Source organism: Neobacillus sp. B24 (assembly GCF_055381825.1).
In genome coordinates this window covers 4,363,601-4,384,954 of sequence record NZ_AP035777.1, presented here as the reverse complement: position 1 = coordinate 4,384,954, position 21,354 = coordinate 4,363,601, and the positions used below count along the sequence as shown (strand labels likewise).

Genomic DNA, 21,354 nt, shown 5'->3' with positions numbered 1-21,354 from the left:
TGCCAAAGATGAAAATAGGCACAAGTTTACTTGCATCCTGTTAGAAAATACAATAAAATAACAATTACATTCATATGTAATAACTTTGATTAGGAGTAGTAATGGTCAAACCCGCATGTAGAGAGTTGACGGCTGGTGAAAGTCAACCGGGGAAATCATGAACTCGCCTAGGAGTTGCAAGCATGAAAGGTCAGTAATGCTAGCCGTATGCCGCGTTAAGGTGTAATGAAGCGAGTGCAAGTGCACTAATGTGGGTGGTACCGCGGGAAGATACATAATCCTCTCGTCCCTGTTTTGGGATGAGGGGTTTTTTTATTTTTAAATAGAAAAATTTGAATAGTAAAAGCTGGATGAACTATTCAATTAGGAGGACTAAACATGAGCTTCGATCATCAGCAAATCGAAAAAAAATGGCAAAAAAAGTGGGAAACAGAAAAGACATTCAAAACAATCGAAGAATATGAAAAACGGAAATTCTATGCGCTTGATATGTTTCCGTATCCATCCGGGGCCGGCCTTCACGTCGGTCATCCTGAAGGTTACACTGCAACCGATATCCTTTCCCGGATGAAACGAATGCAGGGCTACAACGTACTTCATCCAATGGGCTGGGATGCTTTCGGGCTTCCTGCAGAACAATACGCATTGGATACCGGTAATGACCCGGCGGAATTCACTGCGAAAAATATTGAAACGTTTAAAAGACAAATTAAAGCCCTTGGATTTTCCTACGACTGGGATCGCGAAGTGAACACAACCGATCCGGAATACTATAAATGGACACAATGGATTTTCTTAAAGCTTTGGGAAAAAGGACTGGCATACGTAGATGAAGTACCGGTCAACTGGTGCCCGGCACTTGGAACGGTTTTGGCAAACGAAGAAGTAATTGATGGGAAAAGTGAACGTGGCGGACACCCTGTTGAACGCCGTCCGATGCGGCAGTGGATTCTAAAAATTACCGCCTATGCAGACCGTTTATTAGAAGACCTAGAAGAACTTGATTGGCCTGAAAGCTTAAAAGAAATGCAGCGCAACTGGATTGGCCGTTCTGAAGGTGCAGAAGTAATCTTCCAAATTCAAGGGCATGAAGGGACATTTACGGTATTTACAACCCGTCCTGATACCCTTTTCGGTGCTACCTATGCGGTGCTTGCACCTGAACATACATTGGTAGATAAAATCACAACAAAAGAACAACGTGCTGCGGTTGATGCTTATTTGGAAAAAGTAAAGTCCAAGAGTGACCTTGAGCGGACCGACTTGGCAAAAGAAAAAACTGGTGTATTTACTGGGGCATATGCCATCAATCCAGCAAACGGTGAAAAAATGCCAATCTGGATTGCCGATTATGTATTAGCCAGCTATGGTACCGGTGCAATTATGGCGGTTCCGGGGCATGATGAGCGCGACTATGAATTTGCGAAAGTATTTGAGCTTCCAATTGTAGAGGTTGTTGCCGGAGGAGATGTTAACAAAGAAGCTTACACCGGTGATGGGGAACATGTTAATTCTGATTTCTTAAATGGCTTAAATAAAGTGGACGCCATTCAGAAGATGATTTCCTGGCTTGAGGAAAAAGGCATTGGAACCAAAAAGGTAACCTACCGCCTGCGCGACTGGTTATTCAGCCGCCAGCGCTACTGGGGCGAGCCGATTCCAATCATCCATTGGGAAGATGGCACCGCAACTGCTGTTCCGGAAGCTGAACTTCCATTGATGCTTCCGAAAACAACCGATATCCGCCCTTCCGGCACGGGTGAATCACCACTGGCTAACATTGAGGAGTGGGTGAATGTTGTTGATCCGGCAACCGGCAAAAAAGGCCGCCGTGAAACCAACACAATGCCGCAATGGGCTGGCAGCTGCTGGTACTATTTACGCTATATCGACCCTAATAATCATGAACAATTAGCTTCACCCGAAAAATTAAAGCACTGGCTTCCGGTTGATATTTATATTGGCGGTGCCGAGCACGCGGTACTTCACTTATTGTACGCCCGTTTCTGGCATAAATTTTTATATGATATCGGCGTAGTGCCAACGAAAGAACCGTTCCAAAAACTGTTTAATCAGGGAATGATTCTGGGTGAAGGCAATGAAAAAATGAGTAAATCAAAAGGAAATGTTGTCAATCCTGATGATATCCTTATTAGCCACGGTGCAGATACACTGCGTCTTTATGAGATGTTCATGGGACCGCTTGATGCATCGATTGCCTGGTCAACTAACGGACTTGATGGTTCACGCCGCTTCCTTGACCGCATTTGGCGTTTATTTGTAGAGGAAAATGGTGAATTGAATCCAAAAATTCAAGCCTTTGAAGAAGCTTCCAATCTTGAAAAGGTCTATCATCAAACAGTGAAGAAAGTAACTGAGGATTACGAAGGATTACGGTTTAATACCGCCATCTCACAAATGATGGTGTTCATTAATGAAGCCTATAAAGCAACGGTCCTGCCAAAGAACTTTATCGAAGGCTTTGTCAAGCTGCTTGCACCAGTTGCGCCCCATATTGCTGAAGAGCTTTGGGAAAAACTCGGCCACAATGATACGATTTCCTACGAAGCTTGGCCGGCATATGATGAAGCTAAACTTGTTGACGATGAAGTGGAAATTGTGGTTCAGGTCAATGGCAAAGTGAAAGCGAAATTAATGGTGCCAACGAGTGCAGGTAAAGAAGCAATGGAAGGTATTGCAATGGATGACGACCGCGTCAAGGAACAAATTGAAGGAAAAACAATTCGCAAAGTCATCACTGTTCCGGGTAAACTAGTTAATATTGTTGCAAACTAAAGTGAAAAAGCGGAAGCTCCTAAGCGCTGAAACTGGACAATAATATAAACATCCTCCTGAGATTGGAGGATGTTTTTCTGAAGGGATGGAACAAATGGAAGAAATCAAAACAATTACAACTGAGGAATTGAAAAAGAAGCTGGAAGCGGGCGAAACACCTGAAATGGTGGATGTCAGAGAAGATCATGAGGTGGCAATGGGGAAGATACCTGGTGCTAAGCATATCCGGATGGGCGATATCCCGGCACATCTTGATTATTTTGATAAAGATAAAGAATACATTTTTATTTGCCGTTCCAGCGGCCGCAGCGGGAATGTCTGTCATTACCTTCAGGACCAAGGCTACAAAGTTGTTAACATGGTTGGCGGCATGCTTGAGTGGGAAGGTGAAACAGAGTAACGATCCTTTTGGGGTCGTTACTTTTTTATCCTCTATTTTTAATTTTCTGAAAACCTGTCAATAATGATAGAAAAAAGAAAGGTAGAGGACAATGATTCAGGTGAAATTGTTTGATCGTGAGCATGAGCAGGATTTGGAAAAGGAAATGAATCGGTTTTTAAGAAGATTGGATGAGAAGAGTCTCTTGGACATTAAATATAATGTTGCGGCTTTCCAGGAGGATGAGGAAGAAGATCAAGTTTATTGCTTTTCAGCGATGATTATTTATAAGGCCTGACAACTAGAGTCAGGCCCAATTTTTTTTAGCTGTAATGGCCGCGTTTGTACCGGCTAATCTTCCGGTCACAAATGCGGAGGTGATGTTATATCCACCTGTATAACCGTGAATATCAAGAATTTCTCCGCAGAAGAACAGCCTGTTCATCAGCTTTGATTCCATCGTTTTTGGGTCTATTTCTTTAACAGAAACACCGCCGCCGGTTACAAAAGCTTTATCTATTGACAATGTCCCGTTCACTTTAAATTGGAACTGCTTGAAGCTTTTTGCAAAAAGGCGGATTTTTTCGTGAGATACCGTTCCTGCTTGCGCTGAGGCGTCGATTTCATTTTGTTCTAGAAGAAACAGCAGGTAACGCTCCGGTAAAGGACCTTTTAAGGTATTTTTGATACTTTTCTTTGGATCTTCCTTGATTAGTTTCATAAACTCCTGGAAAAGCTCCTCTTCGTTCCGGTCCGGTAAGGCATCCAGGCTCATGGTCACTTGGGTTAGGTTCCACTTTTTCATTGCTTTGACAACAAACTGACTGCATCTAAGCACTGCAGGACCGCTGATGCCAAAATGAGTAAAAATCATATCCATTCGATGACTAATCAAAGGCTTCCCCTTCGGATTTAAAACACTTAAGTCAATATCCCTTAATGACAAACCTTGCAGTGTTTTATCTTTTATAAATGGTTCGGCAGAGGTAACGGGCACTTCGGTAGGGTATAGTTCCGTTATGGTATGACCTGCTTTTTTCGCCCATGCATAGCCATCTCCGGTTGATCCGGTATGGGGAACCGACTTCCCGCCAACTGCAATTACTACCGATGGGGCAGTGAATTTTTGTCCGTCCCTTAGCAGGACACCCAGCACCTGTCCATCTTGAAAGAGCACTTCTTCAACAGGGCTGTTCTTGAAGACTTTAACCTGCAGTCTGTCTAATTGTGCCAACAAGGTTTCCACCACTGTTTGGGCTTTATCGGTAACCGGGAACATCCGTCCATGGTCTTCTTCTTTTAAGGTAATCCCCAGTTCTTCAAAGAAAGTGATAATATCTTCATTATTGAAAATGGAAAAGGCACTATATAAAAATTTGCCATTTCCAGGGATATGCTTGATAATTTCATCTACGGGGAGACGATTGGTGACATTGCAGCGCCCGCCACCGGAAATGGCCAGCTTTCGTCCCAGCTTGTCCCCTTTATCAATTAACAGCACTTTTACCCCTTTTTCACCAGCGGCAATGGCTGCCATCAGTCCGGAGGGGCCGCCGCCAATGATAATGACATCAAATTCCATATATTCACCAACTTTAAAATAGATTCATCTCATTATATACTTGTATGATAAATTTTCACAATTTTACCTTGGTTGTGAGTAGCATCCGAGGTTAAGAAGTTGTAAACTATCAATAGTGTGCAAAAAAAGTCGAATTTACATTAAAAAAATTGAACGCAACGAATATATTTATAGGTGAAACAGAATGCTTATGCTTTCTAGTAGGAAGGGATTATATGCAGTCAAAGCTATTAAGAGGGACATTTATTTTAACCATCGGAACGATACTATCAAAGGTACTCGGATTAATTTACGTTATTCCTTTTTTCCAAATTGTCGGCCGGGAGGGAACGGTACTCTACCAATACTCCTATGTTCCTTATACAATTTTTATTAGTGTCGCAACGGCGGGGATTCCGCTTGCCGTGTCAAAATTCATTTCTAAATATAATGCGCTTGAAGAATATGCTGTTGGTCGTAAGCTATTTAAATCCGGCCTGATTATCATGCTCGCAACTGGATTAGCCTCATTTTTGATTATGTATTTGGCAGCACCAGCATTTGCGCAAATGAGCATTGGTGATGAAAAGGCTGATCTTGAAGATGTTACCACCGTAATGCGGGCTGTCAGCTTTGCGTTAATTGTGGTCCCGTTTATGAGTTTAATCAGGGGCTTTTTTCAGGGGCATCAATCGATGGGCCCTACGGCAGTTTCTCAAGTTGTTGAGCAAATTGTTCGGATCGCTTTCGTCCTTGTTGGTGCCTATGTCGTGCTGCATTTTTTGGATGGATCGATTGTCACCGCCGCAAGCGTAGCTACCTTTGCCGCATTTGTTGGTGCCATCGGCGGGCTTTTGGTTTTATTTTGGTATTGGTATAAGCGAAAGCCTTATTTGGATGAATTGCTAGAACAGGATAAAGGGACAATGAATGTCTCATTAAAGGAAATTTATAAGGAAATTTTGCTGTATTCCGCTCCGTTTGTCCTTGTCGGGATTGTCAATCCGTTATTTCAGGCAATAGACCAAGCTACCTTTAGCAAAGCCATGGGCGCGATTGGTTTGGGGGAAGTGGCGAAGTCTTATTTTTCAATTTTGAACTTTGAATCGCATAAAATTGTCATTATTCCAATGTCGTTGGCCACCGCTTTTTCGTTAACGCTTGTTCCAAGTATCACTAAGGCATTTGTCGCAGGCGATCAAAAAGGCTTAAACCGGCAGCTTAATCAGACATTCCAAGTATTATTATACCTGACTCTCCCAGCTTCTATTGGCCTATCATTGTTGGCCGAGCCGGTCTATACGGCTTTTTACCAACATGATTTACTGGGTACTGAAGTATTGAGAACCTATGCTCCGGTTGCCATATTGTTTTCGCTTTATTCTGTTACTGCCGCCATATTACAGGGAATTAACGAGCAGCGGTTTACAATATTAAGTTTGTTAGTAGGTTTGTTAGTAAAATTAACCTTAAACATTCCACTGATAAAAATGATGGAAATAAAGGGAGCTATTTTAGCTACAACTTTGGGATATACTGCTGCTATTTTAATAAATCTAATCGTAATAAAAGTTTATTCTAAATATCCCTTCCGGCTTGTTTGGCGAAGGAGCCTGTTGATTACTATTTTTGTTGGTTTAATGTGGGCAGGTACCGGAATTGTTTATAAATTATTATCGCTCTTCCTAACACCAGAATCCAAAATGCAATCTGTCATTATGATTTTGGTGAGTGCAGGAGCAGGAATCGCCATCTACTCTTATCTAGGACTAAAATCAGGCCTTGCCCGAAGATTGTTCGGTGACAGGGTGGACAAGTTACTGACAAAATTAAGATTACCTGGAAGGAGACGGTCATTTGAGAATTGATAAATTGCTTGCGAACCTGGGCTATGGCAGCAGAAAGGAAGTCAAGCAGCTGTTAAAAAGCGGGGGTGTCAAAATCGATGATGTCGTAGTGAAGGATGCCAAACAGCACGTCGATCCACATAGTCAAACGGTTACTTTAAACGGCGAAACCATTGAATACAAGGAATTTATCTATCTAATGATGAACAAGCCTCCTGGGGTTATTTCTGCGACAGAGGACCATCATGATGAAACCGTGATTGATTTGCTGGAGCTTGAGGATCAGGTATACGAACCGTTTCCGGTCGGCCGGCTTGACAAAGATACGGAGGGGCTGCTGTTAATCACCAATGATGGACAACTGGCACACCGTCTGCTGTCTCCAAAAAAGCATGTCCCGAAAACGTATTTTGCCGTAATTGATCAGGAAGTAACAGAGGAAGATGTAAAGGACTTTGCAAAAGGCGTCGTTTTGGATGATGGCTATTTGACCAAACCTGGTGAGTTGAAAATTCTCAAATCTGGTATCACATCCGACATTGAATTGACGATTACCGAAGGCAAATTTCATCAGGTGAAAAGGATGTTTGAAGCTGTTGGGAAAAGAGTGGTCTATCTGCAGCGGATTTCAATGGGACCGTTGCTGCTCGATGAAACCCTGGAACTCGGTGAATATCGGGAATTGACGGATGAAGAAGTCGAGCTTATAAAAACTTATCAAGTAACATGAAAAAGCAGCCTGGGAGGGCTGCTTTTTCTAGATAAAAAGGACAAAGCACTCAGGCTTTGTCCTTTTTTGTTTACGCACCTAGGAATGACTTTAACATCCAATTATGCTTATCAAGTTTGCCGATTAAGCCCAAAAACATATCGCTGGTTACTTCATCATTATTTTCTTCGGCAATTTCCATGCCGGCTTTTAACTCACTGATTATTTGTTCGAAATCTTTGACGACCACTTGGACCATTTCTTCTGCAGTTAATTTTTGAGTTGTTTCTTCAATCGTTGCAACTTCAAGATATTCTTTTAATGTGGAGACCGGGCTGCCGCCGATAATAAGCAGTTGTTCAGCGAATTCATCAATTGTTGCTGCCGCTTCCTCATATAATTCTTCGAATTTCTCATGTAATGTAAAGAAGTGAGGGCCCTTTACATACCAGTGAAAACGGTGCAGCTTTGTATATAACACATTCCAGTTTCCAATTTGTTGGTTTAATACTTGTTCTAATTTCATTTAAGTTTTCCTCCTTTTTATTATCTGTTTTAATTATAACATATATAATATTATAATCAATACCAAATTATAATTATTATAAATAATGGTTAATGTGTTTCATAAAAATCATAGCCATCAACATCTTTAATCCAGAGCTTTGGATTTCTCCCATCTGCCTCGGCAATCCATAAATCACGTTGCAGTTCAGCGATGTCCTTATACCTCAGCCATGTTAATGTATTGATAGTGGGTAGATAGATCGGTTCGTAGTCACCATAATCCTTAGGTGGGTGGGTAATTTGTATTTGCGATTGATCACCAATTTTAATATATGACAATGAAGGGTCCGGCCTCAGTTTAGCGTTATTGGACCATGGTGTTTCTTTTACTCTCGAGACATAGAGGGACTGGTCATCCTTCCAGGTGAATCCTAACTCCGCAAAATGAGGTGGTGTCAGGCTGATGGTTTGGAACGCTGGCAGGTCTGTAACCTTCATATCTTTATTCTTAAAGCCGGAGACAATTCTGCCCCCGCCAGCAATATAGCCTATTCGATTTTGCTGATAAGCCCATTTTGGCGCGCCAACTTCCCAAATAATTTCATCCAGTACTTCAAAGGTTTTCCCGTCTGCTGAGATCACGCATACCATATTACTGTCCATCGACCAGGAAGCGGTCGGGCTGACCATAAATGAAATCCATTTTCCATCAGGAGAGAATTTAAACCCGGTGGCATCAATCGCCAATAGACTTATGTTTCCCTTCTTTAAGTCGCTGGGAATCGTAAAAAGCTTTTTTACATTTTTCGTCAGGCTTGTAATCTTATCTAGGTCCTGTTCAAGCCCAATTTGATAAAGAACAGGGTTTGTCCAGCCGTCCGGTCTCAGGCTGGCACCTGAGGCAGTGATGAACGACCTGCCATCAGGGAACCAATTATAATCACCTACGCCTAACGCAATATTATAAAAACGATCAAGGTTCGATACATTTAAAACCCCCCCGTTTTTAAAAGCCACGATGTTCTCAACCGGGGACCATTTTGGATTGGATCCGTCATAGGTAATCCGCTTGTGCTGTTTCCTTTCGATGTTGTAAACCCAAATTTCTGTTTGAGATTCCAGATTGGGACTGATCTTTTCTTTCGGCTCGAATTGGTACAAGATCCATTTTCCATCATGGGACCATTGCGGCGGGTCCATCCTTTTGGCGGGCTCTTTTGTGATTTTCTCTTCCTTACCATTGATTTTTGTCCATAGGAAGCCATCCCTTATAAAAGCTACTTTTACCTTATTTTCAGGTGTTTCTGCTTTTGCAGAGATCGGTACTAGCATTAGAAACATCAGAAGTAATGCTATTGTTTTGTTCATTTGGTCACCTCAATTCTCACTTCAATTATTTTCTTCTGAATTGTCATGAATATGCCAAATTCAAAAAGGTCCATAAAAAGTGGGAAACTGGGTATCTTAATAATATTTACAGACGAGTCTTAATATCTGAATGTAGGGGGAAGTGTTCGATGAAATTAACTCACGAGAAGGCACTTGAGCTGCATGGTTTTAATAACCTGACAAAATCGTTAAGCTTCAATATGTATGACATCTGTTATACAAAAACAAGGGAAGAGCGGAAAGCTTATTTGCAATATATTGATGAGCAGTACAGTGCAGAAAGACTAACGAAAATTTTAAAAAATGTTGCCGATATTATTGGGGCGCATGTGTTAAATATAGCGAGTCAAGATTTTGAACCAGCGGGGGCAAGTGTTACTCTTTTAGTTTCGGAGGCTCCTGTTGAGAATCCTCCTTCTGAAATATTTGAAGAATCACCCGGGCCATTAATGGAATCTGTTGTCCTCCAGTTGGATAAAAGCCATATTACGGTCCATACATATCCCGAATATCATCCTGATGAAGGAATCAGTACGTTTCGGGCGGATATTGATGTGTCAACTTGCGGTGAGATTTCCCCGCTAAAAGCATTGCATTATCTAATCCGTTCCTTTGAAACCGATGTCATGACCATGGATTACCGGGTGCGCGGTTTTACGAGGAATAAGGATGGCTATAAGCTTTTTATCGATCATGAAATCAGTTCTATTCAAAACTATATTCCCGATGATTTGATTGAAATGTTTGATATGATTGATGTCAATGTGTATCAGGAAAACATATTCCACACAAAATGCAAGCTGCGGGAATTTGATTTGAATAATTACTTGTTTGGCTATACAAAAGATAAACTAACGCCAGATGAACATATTGAAATTACGGAAAGAATCAAGTTTGAAATGGATGAAATTTTTTACGGGAAAAATATCATTTAATTTAAAGCATTGCCTAGTTGACAAGTGGCATAAAAGGGAAGATAAAACGTAGGTAGTTTTGCAATATGACCTTATTGAGGACACTTTAGTTCATTTTAAATGCTGTTTTGTCCTCAAGAAGCTTTATTGAGGACACTTTTGGCTCATTTTAATGTTGTTTTGTCTTCAAGAAGCTTTATTGAGGACACTTTAGCTTATATTTAATGCAGTTGTGTCCTCAAGGAGCTTTATTGAGGACACTTTAGCTTATTTTTAATGCTGTTTTGTCCTCAAGAAGCTTTATTGAGGATACTTTTGGCTCTTTTTTAATGTTGTTTTGTCCTCAAAAGAAGCTTTATTGAGAGCACCCATCTATACCAAGAGAAAAATCAAGTCAAGCGTGCTATAAGCCCCATCAAATGATCCTACAAGGGGGCTTACCTAATTTGAGTTTTGATAACCATTTAACCATTCAACAAATGATGAATCATCCGATTTTTATCTTCGAAAAATTGCTTCATGATCTTGTAGTGGTTCGTATCCTCCAGTCTGCTGTCTCTGACTCCTTCCTCTGTAAATTCGAAAATTTTTGCATCGGGGTAGGCCATTATGATTGGTGAATGAGTTGCAATAATAAATTGCGAATCGGCTTCAACCAAATCATGAATCCTTGTCAGCAGCGACATTTGGCGCAACGGTGACAACGCTGCCTCTGGTTCATCCAAGATATAAATTCCGTCGCCGCCGAACCGATGAATAAAAGTAGCAAAAAATGCTTCGCCATGGGATTGCTCATGTAGGGGAACACCGCCAAAAGAATCAATAACAGGACGACCGCCGCCAACTTGTTTGTCCATCTCTTCGATATTGGAGGCCACATTATAAAAACTCTCGGCCCGCAGGAAAAAGCCATCCCGAGGCCTGTCAATCCCTTTAATAACTCGAATATGATCACTCAGCGAAGAGTGTGAATCATATGTAGAAAAGTTAAAATTCAGCGAGCCCCCCTCAGGGTTAAATCCTAATGCAACTGCAATAGCCTCCAACAATGTTGATTTCCCCATGCCGTTTTCACCGACCAAAAAGGTAACCTTTGGATGAAAATGCAGCTCCTCCAATCCCTTTAAGCATGGCAAATTATATGGGTACTCTTTAAAAGATGGAATCTCATTTCTTTTTAAGTGGATTCCTCTTACATACCGAACCTTCATCAAATCCATAATTATGACCTCTAGACGTTATTTCCAATATTATACCATTTCCCGCCGAATGTGGAGATAAAATTTACGATTTTTGCATTAGCACTGTTGATCATGATAATAAACAAAAAAAAGCCAGCGAATCCGCTGACTTTTTTAATTGAAAATTTCCGTGAATCTATGTTTCTTCTGTACTAGAAATGATGTAAGTATTAGCAGACACAAAATCACAAGGCAAACCGTCGAGCCTATAATGTTACCGGGTGTAACCATAAATCCGATAAATATAATGCTTAAACAGACGGCAGCAAAAATGGTCGTAACCGGGAACCATTTTACCCTAAACGAAGGTTGAACCTTGTAAGCAGGACGCAGCTTCAACTGTGCCAAACAAATGCTAATCCAAATCAACATGACGGTAAATCCGGGAATGGACATCAAATTGCCGATGACCTGACTTGGCATCATATAGGCCAGGTAGACCCCTGCTGCAATAAAAGCACTGGTAATCATAATCCCGGCGAACGGAATGCCATTTGATGATATTCTTGCAAATCCCCTCGGTGCTGTACCGTTTTGCGCCATGGTAAATAGTGTTCTCGAAGTGGCATAAATACCGGAATTGGCAGCAGAAAGGACCGCGGTAAGTAAAACAAAATTCATTACATGTGCAGCTCCTGGAATACCGGTGGCACTAAACACTTGAACAAACGGACTATCTTGACCGGTAACCTTATCCCACGGCATTAGTCCGCAAATAATCAGAATCGGCATAATGTAAAATATGATAACTCTGCCGATGACTCCGCGGATAATCTTTGGCAAAACCTTCTCGCTGTCTTTCGTCTCCGTAACAGCAACACCGATTAGTTCCGCTCCTCCGTAAGAAAACATCACTACTAAAAACGCGCTGATTGTTCCGCCAAACCCATTTGGGAAAAAGCCGCCGTGGCCGGTGAGGTTAGCTTTAGGCTCAGAGACGGAGCCTGGAATGATTCCTGCCAAAAGCAAAATTCCTAAAATGATGAACAACGTTAAGGCGAGAATTTTAATCCCGGCAAACCAAAACTCCATTTCACCATAATATTTTACTTGAAAAAGGTTAATCCCAATGATCACTGCTGCACAGAAAGAGCTAAGCAGCCATAATGGAGCAGCCGGAAACCAAAATTGCAAAAAGCTCCCCGCGGCCAATAATTCAACGACAGTCACGACAATCCAATTAATCCAATAAAGCCAGCCCACGATAAAAGAAACCCGAAAACCAAAGGCTCTATGGACTAAATGCTGCACATTATGGTTTGGATAGGCTAATGCCATTTCTCCCAAAGCAGCCATGACAATAAATAATAGCAGCCCGCCAATAAGATAGGTAAGGACAACACTTGGGCCGGCAATATGGAGCGTATCAGAGCTGCCTTTAAAAATCCCGGTACCAATCATGCCGGCAAGCGCAATAAACTGAACATGACGGGGCAGGAGTCCCTTTTTTAAATCTTGATGTTTTTTCTCCATGATGAGTAACCTACTTTTCTATAGCGCTTAAACGCTTTTAAGTGCTAAAGTTATTTTATATTAATATACCATTTTTAGATAGATTGTCAAAAGGTATTTTATACTCCTTTTTGAAGACAAAAAATAGCACGCGATTGTCGCGTGCTATTATTAATAATTCAATACTTAGGAAGACAACTTCACTTTCTTTTGTGTCGTCGTCCATTTTCCGCGGCTTGGGCTGCTGACCAAGTCATTATAGGCCAAAACATTCAAATCTCGTTGTATCGTGCGAGGAGTGATACCAAATTCCTCTACAAGTTCTTGCGTAGTTACTGTGCCGTTATCGCGAATAAACATGTAGATACATTTGATGCGGTTTAACATCCGGTTAGTTGAAGGTTTCAAAGAACCACTCCCTATCCATTTTTCAAACCTTTGGCGAATATCCTTACCGACGGCTCTATGAAGAAAAATCTTCAAGACTATGTAGTTTTTCTTTTCCTCGCTGACATCTCCTTTTCATAGAAAGTTAGTACCTAGATGTCATACATCTAACCTTATTGTACCCATACTTTCAGAAAATTTCTACCACTATACTAAAAATTTACAAATTATCTTGCAAATGGGCTAAAGTAATTGGATTACCACCTTCCCTTTAAGTTTCTTACTATAGATTATAAGGCGTTACCTCAAAGTTATGATTAATTGTTTGAATTTTTAGTAAAATTAATTGATTTTTCTTAGAAATATCTATCCTATGCCAATATAAATTGATTGTCTAATTAGAAAAATGATATTGTTTAAACAAGAGGAGGGGAATAGATTTGGGATATGGTATTTTAAATGGACAGCTCATTAACCGGAAAGAAGCAAAGGTAGATATAGAAGACCGAGGCTATCAATTTGGTGATGGTGTTTACGAAGTGATACGCGTTTATAACGGGAAAATGTTTACTGCTGAGGAGCACATGGAGAGGTTTGCAAAAAGTTCAGCCTCTATCGGCATTACTCTTCCTTTTACGGCAAACCAAATAACAGGTATGCTGGAAGAGCTCATCCAAAAAAATAATTTACAACTCGGGATTGTTTATATGCAAGTCACAAGGGGTGTTGCACCCAGGGTTCATAATTTTCCTGCTGAAGATACAGTTCCTACGTTGGCTGCCTATACGAAGGAAATGCCCAGACCGCAGGAAGGCTTGGAGAAAGGTGTAAAAACGATTTTAACAGAAGACATCCGCTGGCTGCGCTGCGATATTAAAAGCTTGAATCTGCTAGGAAATATCCTTGCCAAACAGAAAGCGGCAGAACAAGGCTGCTATGAAGCGATTCAACATCGGGGGCAGGATGTGACGGAGGGTAGTTCCTCAAATATTTTTATTGTAAAAAATGGTGTTGTCAGCACCCATCCATCCGATAACCTGATTTTAAAAGGAATCACCAAGGATGTCATATTGCAACTATGTTTAGCGAATGATATCCGAGTGGAGGAGCGGACATTTACACTGGATGAACTGGCTGCCGCCGATGAAGTGTTCTTATCATCCACCACTAGTGAAGTGATGCCGATTGTCGAAATGGATGGTTCAACGATAGGCGAGGGAGGACCTGGACCTATTACAAGAAAATTGCAAGAGTTATTTGTTGCTGAGATTGAAAAACAGTGCGGATCACTATAGTATAAAAAAGACGTGGAACTGGTTTCCACGTCTTTTTATCCTAAAACTGAAACAAATCACTCGATAAATACCTTTCTCCTGTGTCACAAGCAATACAAACGACAACATCATCAGGCGTTAACCGCTTTGCCACTTGCAAGGCGGCATAGCAGGCACCCCCTGAAGATGGGCCAACAAGGATACCTTCCTCTTTGGCCAAGCGGCGGGAAATTTCATAGGCATCCTCATCGGAAATTTGGAAAATTTCATCATAAACATCTTGGTTCAGTATTTCCGGAATAAATCCTGGGCTTGTCCCGACAAGCTTATGCTTTCCAGGCTTCCCGCCAGATAAAACCGGTGAACCTTTTGGTTCAACAACATGGACAGTTAAATTTTTATAATGTTCCTTTAGAGCTTCCCCTGTCCCAGTAATCGTACCACCCGTGCCTGCAGTGGCCACAAACGCCGACAAAGGTTTGCCAATCTCCTTCATAGCTTCAATAATCTCAACCGCAGTTGTAAACCGGTGTGCATCTGGATTTGCGTCATTTTCAAACTGCATAGGGACGAAACTGTTTGGGATTTCACGGGCTAGTTCCTGTGCTTTCTTAATCGCCCCAGGCATTTTTTCATCGCCAGGTGTTAAGACGACCTTTGCGCCGTAACCTTTTAATATATTGATTCGTTCCTTGGTCATCGTATCAGGCATAACGATAATGGATTTATACCCTCTGGCAGCGGCATTCATCGCCAAGCCAATCCCGGTATTCCCGCTTGTCGGCTCAATAATCGTAGCGCCTTCTTTCAACAATCCAGCTTTTTCAGCCTCGACAATCATATTATAGGCAGCACGGTCTTTTACACTTTTGCTTGGATTAAAAAATTCCAGTTTTAAATAAACAGAGGCCCCGCCTTCAGGAGCCAGGCGGTTTAATTTGACTAATGGTGTATCTCCTATTAATTCGGCAATGTTATTGACAACTTTCATCAAGGGCCCATCCTTTCAATATCCGAGTTACTTACTATGTTATAGTATTTTACGTAGAATGTAAAAACCTTCGTTTGAATAAATAAATACAGATTAGCTAAAATAGACTAAAATTAGGTAAAGGACTGACATATAATTGAACGAACAAACACATTTTTTCTATGCCATTAGAATTCCTGAATCTACAAAAATAATGATGAAAGACAATATGGAAAAATTAAGGGAAGCGTTCCCCTTCAAACGCTGGGTCCATCATCAAGACCTTCACATTACTTTGGCTTTTTTGGGAGCAGCGCCGCATGAAAAGTTATATCAAGCGGAATTAAATGTGAAAGAAGTGTTAAGTGGCGCGAAATCATTTACTTTAAAAATGAACAAGCTTGGGATATTTGGTATGAAGGAATCACCTCGAGTTTTTTGGGCTGATATTGAAGAAAGCGGTGAACTGCAAGCAGTCAGAAAAAAGGTTTTTTCCGCTTGCGAAATGGCTGGCTTTCAACTGGAAACACGCCCATTTCGACCACATATCACCTTAGCAAGAAAATGGAGTGGCACTTCACCCTTTCAAACTCAATTGCTGGAAAAATGGACAGAACTTCAACCAGAGCCGCTTACTTTTTCTGTAGAGGAAGTCGTGTTATACCAAACCCATCTTGATCAAACACCAAAATATGAAGCAATAACCGTATTTCCATTGCAAACATAGAAAAATACAAAGGTTGGTTTTATGGAACATATATACTTTATTATCAATCCAAAAGCAGGCAACGGCCAATGTCTTAAAATCTGGGGAAGAGTTGAGGCAATTCTTCAGTCTGAGCAGGTTTCATACATGGCGTTTTTTACCGAGTATGCTGGCCATGCAAAAAAACTAGCTGCACAACTAAGCGCTAAAAACAATGATAATAAACTTGTCGTTGCTGTTGGTGGTGACGGAACATTGCACGAAGTCATGAATGGAACGGCGGAGCATAATAATATAACACTCGGATTTATTCCTGGCGGTTCGGGCAATGATTTTTCTCGTGGATTTCAAATTCCAGCAGACCCAGTGGATGCCTTAAAAGTGCTCCTTCGCCTTATGAAACAGAAACCTACGTTAATTGATGCCGGGAAAATGACCATGCAGGATCAAACTGACCATTATTTTATTAATAATATGGGAGCTGGCTTCGATGCCTTGATTGCTTACAAAGTCAATCATTCCCGTATCAAGGCGTTATTAAACAAGCTGTCGCTTGGACGATTGGTGTATGTATATTTTTTAATAAAAGAATTATTTACCTATAAAACCACAACTATTCAATTATCAATTGATGGCGAAAAGCATATATTTGAAAAAACGTGGTTTGTAACCGTGTCCAATCAGCCCTTTTATGGCGGGGGAATGATGATTGCTCCTGCTGCACAGCCAGATGACGGTCTGCTGGACCTAACAGTTGTGCATGGGTTATCACGATTGAAACTATTGCTTGTGTTTTTGAGCGTATTTAAAGGTAAGCACATTTTTTTCAAAGAAGTAAAGACATTTAAAGGCAGGGCGGTTTCCATTGTATCACAAACCAAAATGTTTGTTCATGGAGATGGAGAACATCTCAGCTGCGCTCCAATAAATATAGATGTTAGGATAAGAGAATTAGAGATACTTTCCAGACTAAGAAATAAGGAAGAGACAGCGATGAAAGAGAGGGAATGTAATGATATCCGCTGACAGGACTTTTCTTGCCTATTTGGATGATATGAACATCATTACGATTCTCCTTCCCTTTTCTTACCACCACGGGGAATCAGCTTGTTTTTACTTTTTGAGTGGAGAAGAAAAGCAACCGTTAAAAATCATAAAAAAACTGGCAATTGATCAGTATCAAAAGTATATTTGCCAGTTGTCTTCAGAGTTTTCCTTTGAAAGGCAACATTGGATTTTGGATGAGCATGGCGGGAAGACTGATCTGAAAATCGGGGCAGTGATTCGAACAGAAGCCTTCGATGAGCAATTTTTTTATGAGGCCTATGACCTTGGAGTTACGTATAAACAGAATGAGTCCAGCTTTAAATTATGGGCACCAACAGCCCTTCAAGTGAAACTAAAATTGCGTCATCCTGCTTCCCAGCACTCTCAAATCATTAAAATGAAGCTTGGTGAACGAGGTGTTTGGACAGTAGTTGTCAAAGACGATTTGGAATACTACCGATATAGTTTTCTTGTCCAGATTAATCGAGAATGGCGGGAAGCAGTGGATCCATATACCAAAGCTGTGACTGCAAATGGTGAGCTTGGGGTCATAGTAGATTTGGAAAAAACAAAGATGGAGAGAATTCCTCTTCCCCCACTTGAAAGTCTGGTTGATGCGATTATATATGAAACACATATCCGTGATTTCACCATCCATGAAGGAAGCGGCGTTAACCACAAAGGATTGTATCTTGGGGCAGGAGAGTTAAATACTGTCGATAAACATGGCAAATCGACAGGATTATCTTACGTGAAGGAACTTGGAATCACTCATATTCAATTTCTCCCATTTCATGATTTTGCTGGTGTCGATGAGCTAAATAATAGTAATGAGTATAATTGGGGATATAATCCGCTCCACTTTAATGCTCCTGAAGGCAGTTATTCCACTGACCCCTCCAATCCATATTCACGAATTACCGAATTAAAACAATTAATTGAACAGCTTCACAAAGCCGGACTGCGAATCATCATGGATGTCGTGTATAACCATGTGTTTATTCGCGAAGAATCCTCTTTTGAAAAAATTGTACCCGGATATTTTTTTCGTCACAATGAACTAGGGCTTCCCTCTAATGGAACAGGGGTGGGGAATGATATTGCTTCTGAACGAAAAATGGTAAGGAAATTTATCATAGATTCTATTCGCTATTGGGTTGAGGAGTTTCATATCGACGGATTGCGCTTTGATTTAATGGGAATTCTTGATGTTGAAACGATGAACGAAGTGAGAAGGGTATGCGACAATTCAGCTGATGATACAATCATCATTGGGGAAGGCTGGAATCTTAACACACCGCTGCCTATTGAGCATAAAGCCATTATCGCTAACCAGGGCGTAATGCGTAACATCGGCCAATTTAATGATAAATTTCGTGACTCTATAAAAGGCAATACATTTAATTTGCATGATAAGGGTTATGCATTAGGCAATCGACATTATCTAACACCAGCCTTGGAAGCAATTACCGGAAGTATCGGTTACAAGACAAAAGGCAGCGGCATATTTAACGAACCTGGCCAATCAGTCAATTATGTTGAGTGTCATGATAATCATACGCTTTGGGATAAACTCCTATCATGTCTTCCAAATGTCGATGAAGAAATTCGGAAAAAGTATCACCGTCTTACATCCGGAATCGTGATATTGTCCCAAGGTATTCCCTTTCTTCATAGCGGGCAAGAATTCTTCCGGACCAAACAGGGGAATGGAAACAGCTATCAGGCACCTGATTCCATTAATCAACTGGATTGGGAACGCAAAGGTTTATTTATCGAAAATGTCGAATATATAAAAGGGTTAATACAAATACGGAAGCAATATCCTTGTTTTCGGATGCGTACTGCCGAGCAAATACGGAGCGGGATCACTCAATTACCGACTGCAGGGACGGTGCTGGGCTTATTACTCCATTGGGAAAGCACAGAATTGATTCTGTTGATAAATCCTGAAAATACAAAACAAAATGCACTGCTTCCTAACGGGAGATGGTCAGTGTTGGCAAATGAAAAGGTTGCCGGCATAACCAGTAAACTTCTCATCGAGGGCGGGGAAATTCAATTGGCACCAATTTCACTAAATGTTTTAGTGAAAAAATAGTTACTTGACGAAAAAAGGCTATTGGAGATAAAATTTAAAAGATGGCTATTGTAGAAATGGTTCAATAGCTTTTTTTTATTATAAAGATTATTTGTAAAACCTTCTGAGCAGCATAGGTTTTACCTCTCAAATAGATGGGGCGCGAGTCATGCGCGTTCTGGGCTATTAGAACGGTTAAGTTGAAGGTGAACTGTTTTGGAACATATATTCGGGCAAGAGTGGGAAATAGTCCCTGCCGGAGGCGCAACAGGTGAAGCGTTTTTTGCACAAAATGAAGATCAAAGGCTTTTTTTAAAGCGGAATTCGTCTCCCTTTTTAGCGGTTTTATCGGCTGAGGGCATTGTTCCAAAGCTTGTTTGGACAAAGCGCTTGGAGAATGGGGATGTTATTACCGCCCAACAGTGGCTCGAAGGCAGAGAACTTAAACCCTCCGACATGAATAAAGAGCATGTTGCCAAGCTGTTAAAAAAAATTCACCGTTCAGAGCCAATGCTTGGTATGCTAAGTCGGCTGGAAAAGTCGCCATTGAACCCAGAGACTATTTTCCAAACGGTAATCGAAGACTTGGATGATGAAGTTCTTAAATTGCCAGAAGTCAAAAAGACGCTAAACTTCTTAATTGAAGAAGCAAAAAATGTATATTGCGAAGAAAAAGTCGTTTGCCATGGTGATGTGAATCATAACAACTGGCTGCTTACGGCAGAAGACAACCAGTTGTATTTGATTGATTGGGATGGAGCTATGATAGCCGACCCAGCCATTGATCTTGGAATGCTGCTTTATTGGTACATTCCTGAAAACAACTGGCAGGATTGGCTGGAAATGTACGGCGCCGATTTAACGGATCACCTGCGGCTTAGAATGAAATGGTATGTGGCACTCCATACGTTATCATCGATTCAATGGCATAAAAATAAATCCCGGTTCGATGAAATGAACAAATGGATTCATTTCTTAGCCAAAATGATTAGTTAGGAGAACTGTCCGATATCATTTACCCATTGCGACAAATTTTCCTGGTTGGATAGTATGTGTTGATCCAAATCAGCTGTTTGGGCCCCTGTTTGGCTGTAGTTGTAAACGTCCTGCAGGATGCCTTTTACATTTTGATTGATTTGTGTATTAACCATTAACGATTTTACTAGTCGTTCCAATTGCTCACACTCTGCAACAGAGCCGCAGCAATCGGTTTGATGGTTGCTTAATATATCTTTTAACAAAGTAACTTGGTCATTATGACTTAATGGCATAAAGCACACCCTTTCCAATGGGAATTAAAAAAAGAATTCACAGTTAGGTTGTGAATTCTTTTTTTATTTATTCACAGGCTAATTTTAATAACACTTGCATGCTAAATAGCACCATGGTATGTTACTGAAGGAATATTTTTTAGGAGTGGCTAATGTATGAGACTTAGGAATAAACCTTGGGCAAAGGATAAAATAGAGCAGTATCCACAATATGCGGTTAGTAATCCGGAGCAGTATCGCGGCAAATGGCAGGAGGTATTTGGAAACAGCCAGCCAATTCATATTGAGGTCGGGACTGGGAAAGGTCAATTCATCACGGAAATGGCCAAGGCGCATCCTGATATTAATTATTTTGGGATTGAACTGTATGATAGTGTAATTGTTTCAGCGTTGGATCGGTTAATTGAGGCCGATGTGCCAAATTTAAAGCTGCTTAATGTCAATGCTGCCGATTTGGGTAAGTTTTTTGCTAAAAATGATATTGATCGGGTATATTTAAATTTCTCCGATCCTTGGCCAAAAACCCGCCACGAAAAAAGACGGTTAACCTATAAAGATTTTTTAAAGCTATATGAAGACATCATGGTTGACGGCGGGGAAATTCATTTTAAAACGGATAATCAAGGCTTGTTTGAATACTCATTAATGAGTTTCTCACAATATGGCCTGCTGTTGAAATTTATCAGCCTGGACCTTCATAAAAGTGATTTTGAAGGAAATATTATGACTGAATACGAGCAGAAATTTTCGGAAAAAGGAAACCGGATTTACCGCTGCGAAGTGAAATACCAAAACGAAAAGTAGGGATAGTTCTTTGAACTGTC

General features: G+C 40.9%; 20 protein-coding genes and 1 other annotated feature. Of the genes, 12 read left to right on the top strand and 8 right to left on the bottom strand.

The window, feature by feature from the left end:
• Nucleotides 1-76 precede the first annotated feature (76 nt).
• Nucleotides 77-294, top strand: a binding site (T-box leader).
• Between the two features lie 84 nt (nt 295-378).
• The 3 genes from leuS to ACZ43M_RS21760 all read left to right on the top strand — a co-directional run bounded on the left by leuS (nt 379) and on the right by ACZ43M_RS21760 (nt 3,473).
• Entirely contained in the window at nt 379-2,796 is a 2,418-nt protein-coding gene (gene leuS / locus ACZ43M_RS21770) for a leucine--tRNA ligase (RefSeq protein ID WP_464504609.1), read from the top strand.
• Between the two features lie 94 nt (nt 2,797-2,890).
• Complete coding sequence (locus ACZ43M_RS21765; protein ID WP_464504607.1) at nt 2,891-3,196, top strand: rhodanese-like domain-containing protein; 306 nt, start codon at nt 2,891-2,893, stop codon at nt 3,194-3,196.
• Nucleotides 3,197-3,287: 91 nt separating this feature from the next.
• Nucleotides 3,288-3,473 carry a sporulation protein Cse60 gene (locus tag ACZ43M_RS21760; RefSeq protein WP_464504606.1) on the top strand — a complete coding sequence of 62 codons (186 nt, stop codon included), beginning with the start codon at nt 3,288-3,290 and terminating at the stop codon, nt 3,471-3,473.
• A 9-nt stretch (nt 3,474-3,482) separates the two neighbouring features.
• Here ACZ43M_RS21760 and ACZ43M_RS21755 read toward each other — a convergent pair whose 3' ends face one another.
• On the bottom strand, nt 3,483-4,757 hold the full coding sequence (locus ACZ43M_RS21755; protein WP_464504605.1) for a BaiN/RdsA family NAD(P)/FAD-dependent oxidoreductase: 1,275 nt from the start codon (nt 4,755-4,757) through the stop codon (nt 3,483-3,485).
• A gap of 215 nt (nt 4,758-4,972) precedes the next feature.
• Here ACZ43M_RS21755 and ACZ43M_RS21750 point away from each other — a divergent pair, with 215 nt between their 5' ends.
• Together ACZ43M_RS21750 and ACZ43M_RS21745 are read left to right on the top strand one after the other, a co-directional pair.
• The gene (locus ACZ43M_RS21750; protein WP_464504603.1) at nt 4,973-6,604 is read left to right on the top strand and encodes a putative polysaccharide biosynthesis protein; all 1,632 of its coding nucleotides are present in this window, start codon (nt 4,973-4,975) and stop codon (nt 6,602-6,604) included.
• Nucleotides 6,594-7,313, top strand: coding sequence for a pseudouridine synthase (locus ACZ43M_RS21745; RefSeq protein WP_464504601.1), 720 nt, complete (start codon nt 6,594-6,596; stop codon nt 7,311-7,313). The genes ACZ43M_RS21750 and ACZ43M_RS21745 overlap by 11 nt, the downstream gene beginning before the upstream one ends.
• A gap of 70 nt (nt 7,314-7,383) precedes the next feature.
• Here the strand turns inward: ACZ43M_RS21745 and ACZ43M_RS21740 are convergent, their stop codons facing one another.
• Both ACZ43M_RS21740 and ACZ43M_RS21735 read right to left on the bottom strand, forming a co-directional pair.
• On the bottom strand, nt 7,384-7,818 hold the full coding sequence (locus ACZ43M_RS21740) for a Dps family protein (protein WP_464504600.1): 435 nt from the start codon (nt 7,816-7,818) through the stop codon (nt 7,384-7,386).
• An 89-nt stretch (nt 7,819-7,907) separates the two neighbouring features.
• A complete protein-coding gene (locus tag ACZ43M_RS21735) occupies nt 7,908-9,167 on the bottom strand; it encodes a TolB family protein (protein WP_464504599.1) in 1,260 nt (419 codons plus the stop codon).
• 149 nt (nt 9,168-9,316) lie between these two features.
• On the opposite strand from ACZ43M_RS21735, the gene speD reads away from it, so the two are divergent.
• Nucleotides 9,317-10,123, top strand: coding sequence for an adenosylmethionine decarboxylase (speD, locus tag ACZ43M_RS21730; RefSeq protein WP_464504597.1), 807 nt, complete (start codon nt 9,317-9,319; stop codon nt 10,121-10,123).
• A gap of 443 nt (nt 10,124-10,566) precedes the next feature.
• Here speD and ACZ43M_RS21725 read toward each other — a convergent pair whose 3' ends face one another.
• The 3 genes from ACZ43M_RS21725 to ACZ43M_RS21715 all read right to left on the bottom strand — a co-directional run bounded on the left by ACZ43M_RS21725 (nt 10,567) and on the right by ACZ43M_RS21715 (nt 13,203).
• On the bottom strand, nt 10,567-11,322 hold the full coding sequence (locus ACZ43M_RS21725; protein ID WP_464504596.1) for an AAA family ATPase: 756 nt from the start codon (nt 11,320-11,322) through the stop codon (nt 10,567-10,569).
• Between the two features lie 135 nt (nt 11,323-11,457).
• On the bottom strand, nt 11,458-12,816 hold the full coding sequence (locus ACZ43M_RS21720; RefSeq protein ID WP_464504595.1) for an amino acid permease: 1,359 nt from the start codon (nt 12,814-12,816) through the stop codon (nt 11,458-11,460).
• Between the two features lie 165 nt (nt 12,817-12,981).
• Nucleotides 12,982-13,203, bottom strand: coding sequence for a DeoR family transcriptional regulator (locus tag ACZ43M_RS21715; RefSeq protein WP_464504594.1), 222 nt, complete (start codon nt 13,201-13,203; stop codon nt 12,982-12,984).
• Between the two features lie 419 nt (nt 13,204-13,622).
• Here ACZ43M_RS21715 and dat point away from each other — a divergent pair, with 419 nt between their 5' ends.
• Nucleotides 13,623-14,477, top strand: a complete 855-nt coding sequence (dat, locus tag ACZ43M_RS21710; RefSeq protein ID WP_464504593.1) for a D-amino-acid transaminase — start codon at nt 13,623-13,625, stop codon at nt 14,475-14,477.
• Nucleotides 14,478-14,517: 40 nt separating this feature from the next.
• Here dat and cysK read toward each other — a convergent pair whose 3' ends face one another.
• Nucleotides 14,518-15,447: a cysteine synthase A gene (cysK, locus tag ACZ43M_RS21705; RefSeq protein ID WP_464504592.1), complete on the bottom strand. Its 930-nt coding sequence runs from the start codon at nt 15,445-15,447 to the stop codon at nt 14,518-14,520.
• A gap of 136 nt (nt 15,448-15,583) precedes the next feature.
• On the opposite strand from cysK, the gene thpR reads away from it, so the two are divergent.
• The 4 genes from thpR (at nt 15,584) to ACZ43M_RS21685 (ending at nt 20,255) form a co-directional block, all read left to right on the top strand.
• Nucleotides 15,584-16,153, top strand: a complete 570-nt coding sequence (gene thpR / locus ACZ43M_RS21700; protein WP_464504591.1) for an RNA 2',3'-cyclic phosphodiesterase — start codon at nt 15,584-15,586, stop codon at nt 16,151-16,153.
• A 21-nt stretch (nt 16,154-16,174) separates the two neighbouring features.
• Nucleotides 16,175-17,158 (top strand): diacylglycerol/lipid kinase family protein, encoded by a 984-nt coding sequence (locus ACZ43M_RS21695; protein WP_464504590.1) that lies wholly within the window; start codon nt 16,175-16,177, stop codon nt 17,156-17,158.
• Entirely contained in the window at nt 17,145-19,280 is a 2,136-nt protein-coding gene (gene pulA, locus ACZ43M_RS21690) for a type I pullulanase (protein ID WP_464504589.1), read from the top strand. The genes ACZ43M_RS21695 and pulA overlap by 14 nt, the downstream gene beginning before the upstream one ends.
• 195 nt (nt 19,281-19,475) lie before the next feature.
• Nucleotides 19,476-20,255, top strand: coding sequence for a phosphotransferase (locus ACZ43M_RS21685; protein WP_464504588.1), 780 nt, complete (start codon nt 19,476-19,478; stop codon nt 20,253-20,255).
• On the opposite strand, the gene ACZ43M_RS21680 is transcribed toward ACZ43M_RS21685, so the two are convergent.
• Nucleotides 20,252-20,530 (bottom strand): YtzH-like family protein, encoded by a 279-nt coding sequence (locus ACZ43M_RS21680; protein WP_464504587.1) that lies wholly within the window; start codon nt 20,528-20,530, stop codon nt 20,252-20,254. The two genes, ACZ43M_RS21685 and ACZ43M_RS21680, sit on opposite strands and share 4 nt — an antisense overlap.
• Nucleotides 20,531-20,686: 156 nt before the next feature.
• Between ACZ43M_RS21680 and trmB the strand changes: the two genes are divergently transcribed.
• Entirely contained in the window at nt 20,687-21,334 is a 648-nt protein-coding gene (gene trmB / locus ACZ43M_RS21675) for a tRNA (guanosine(46)-N7)-methyltransferase TrmB (protein ID WP_464504586.1), read from the top strand.
• Nucleotides 21,335-21,354: the final 20 nt, after the last annotated feature.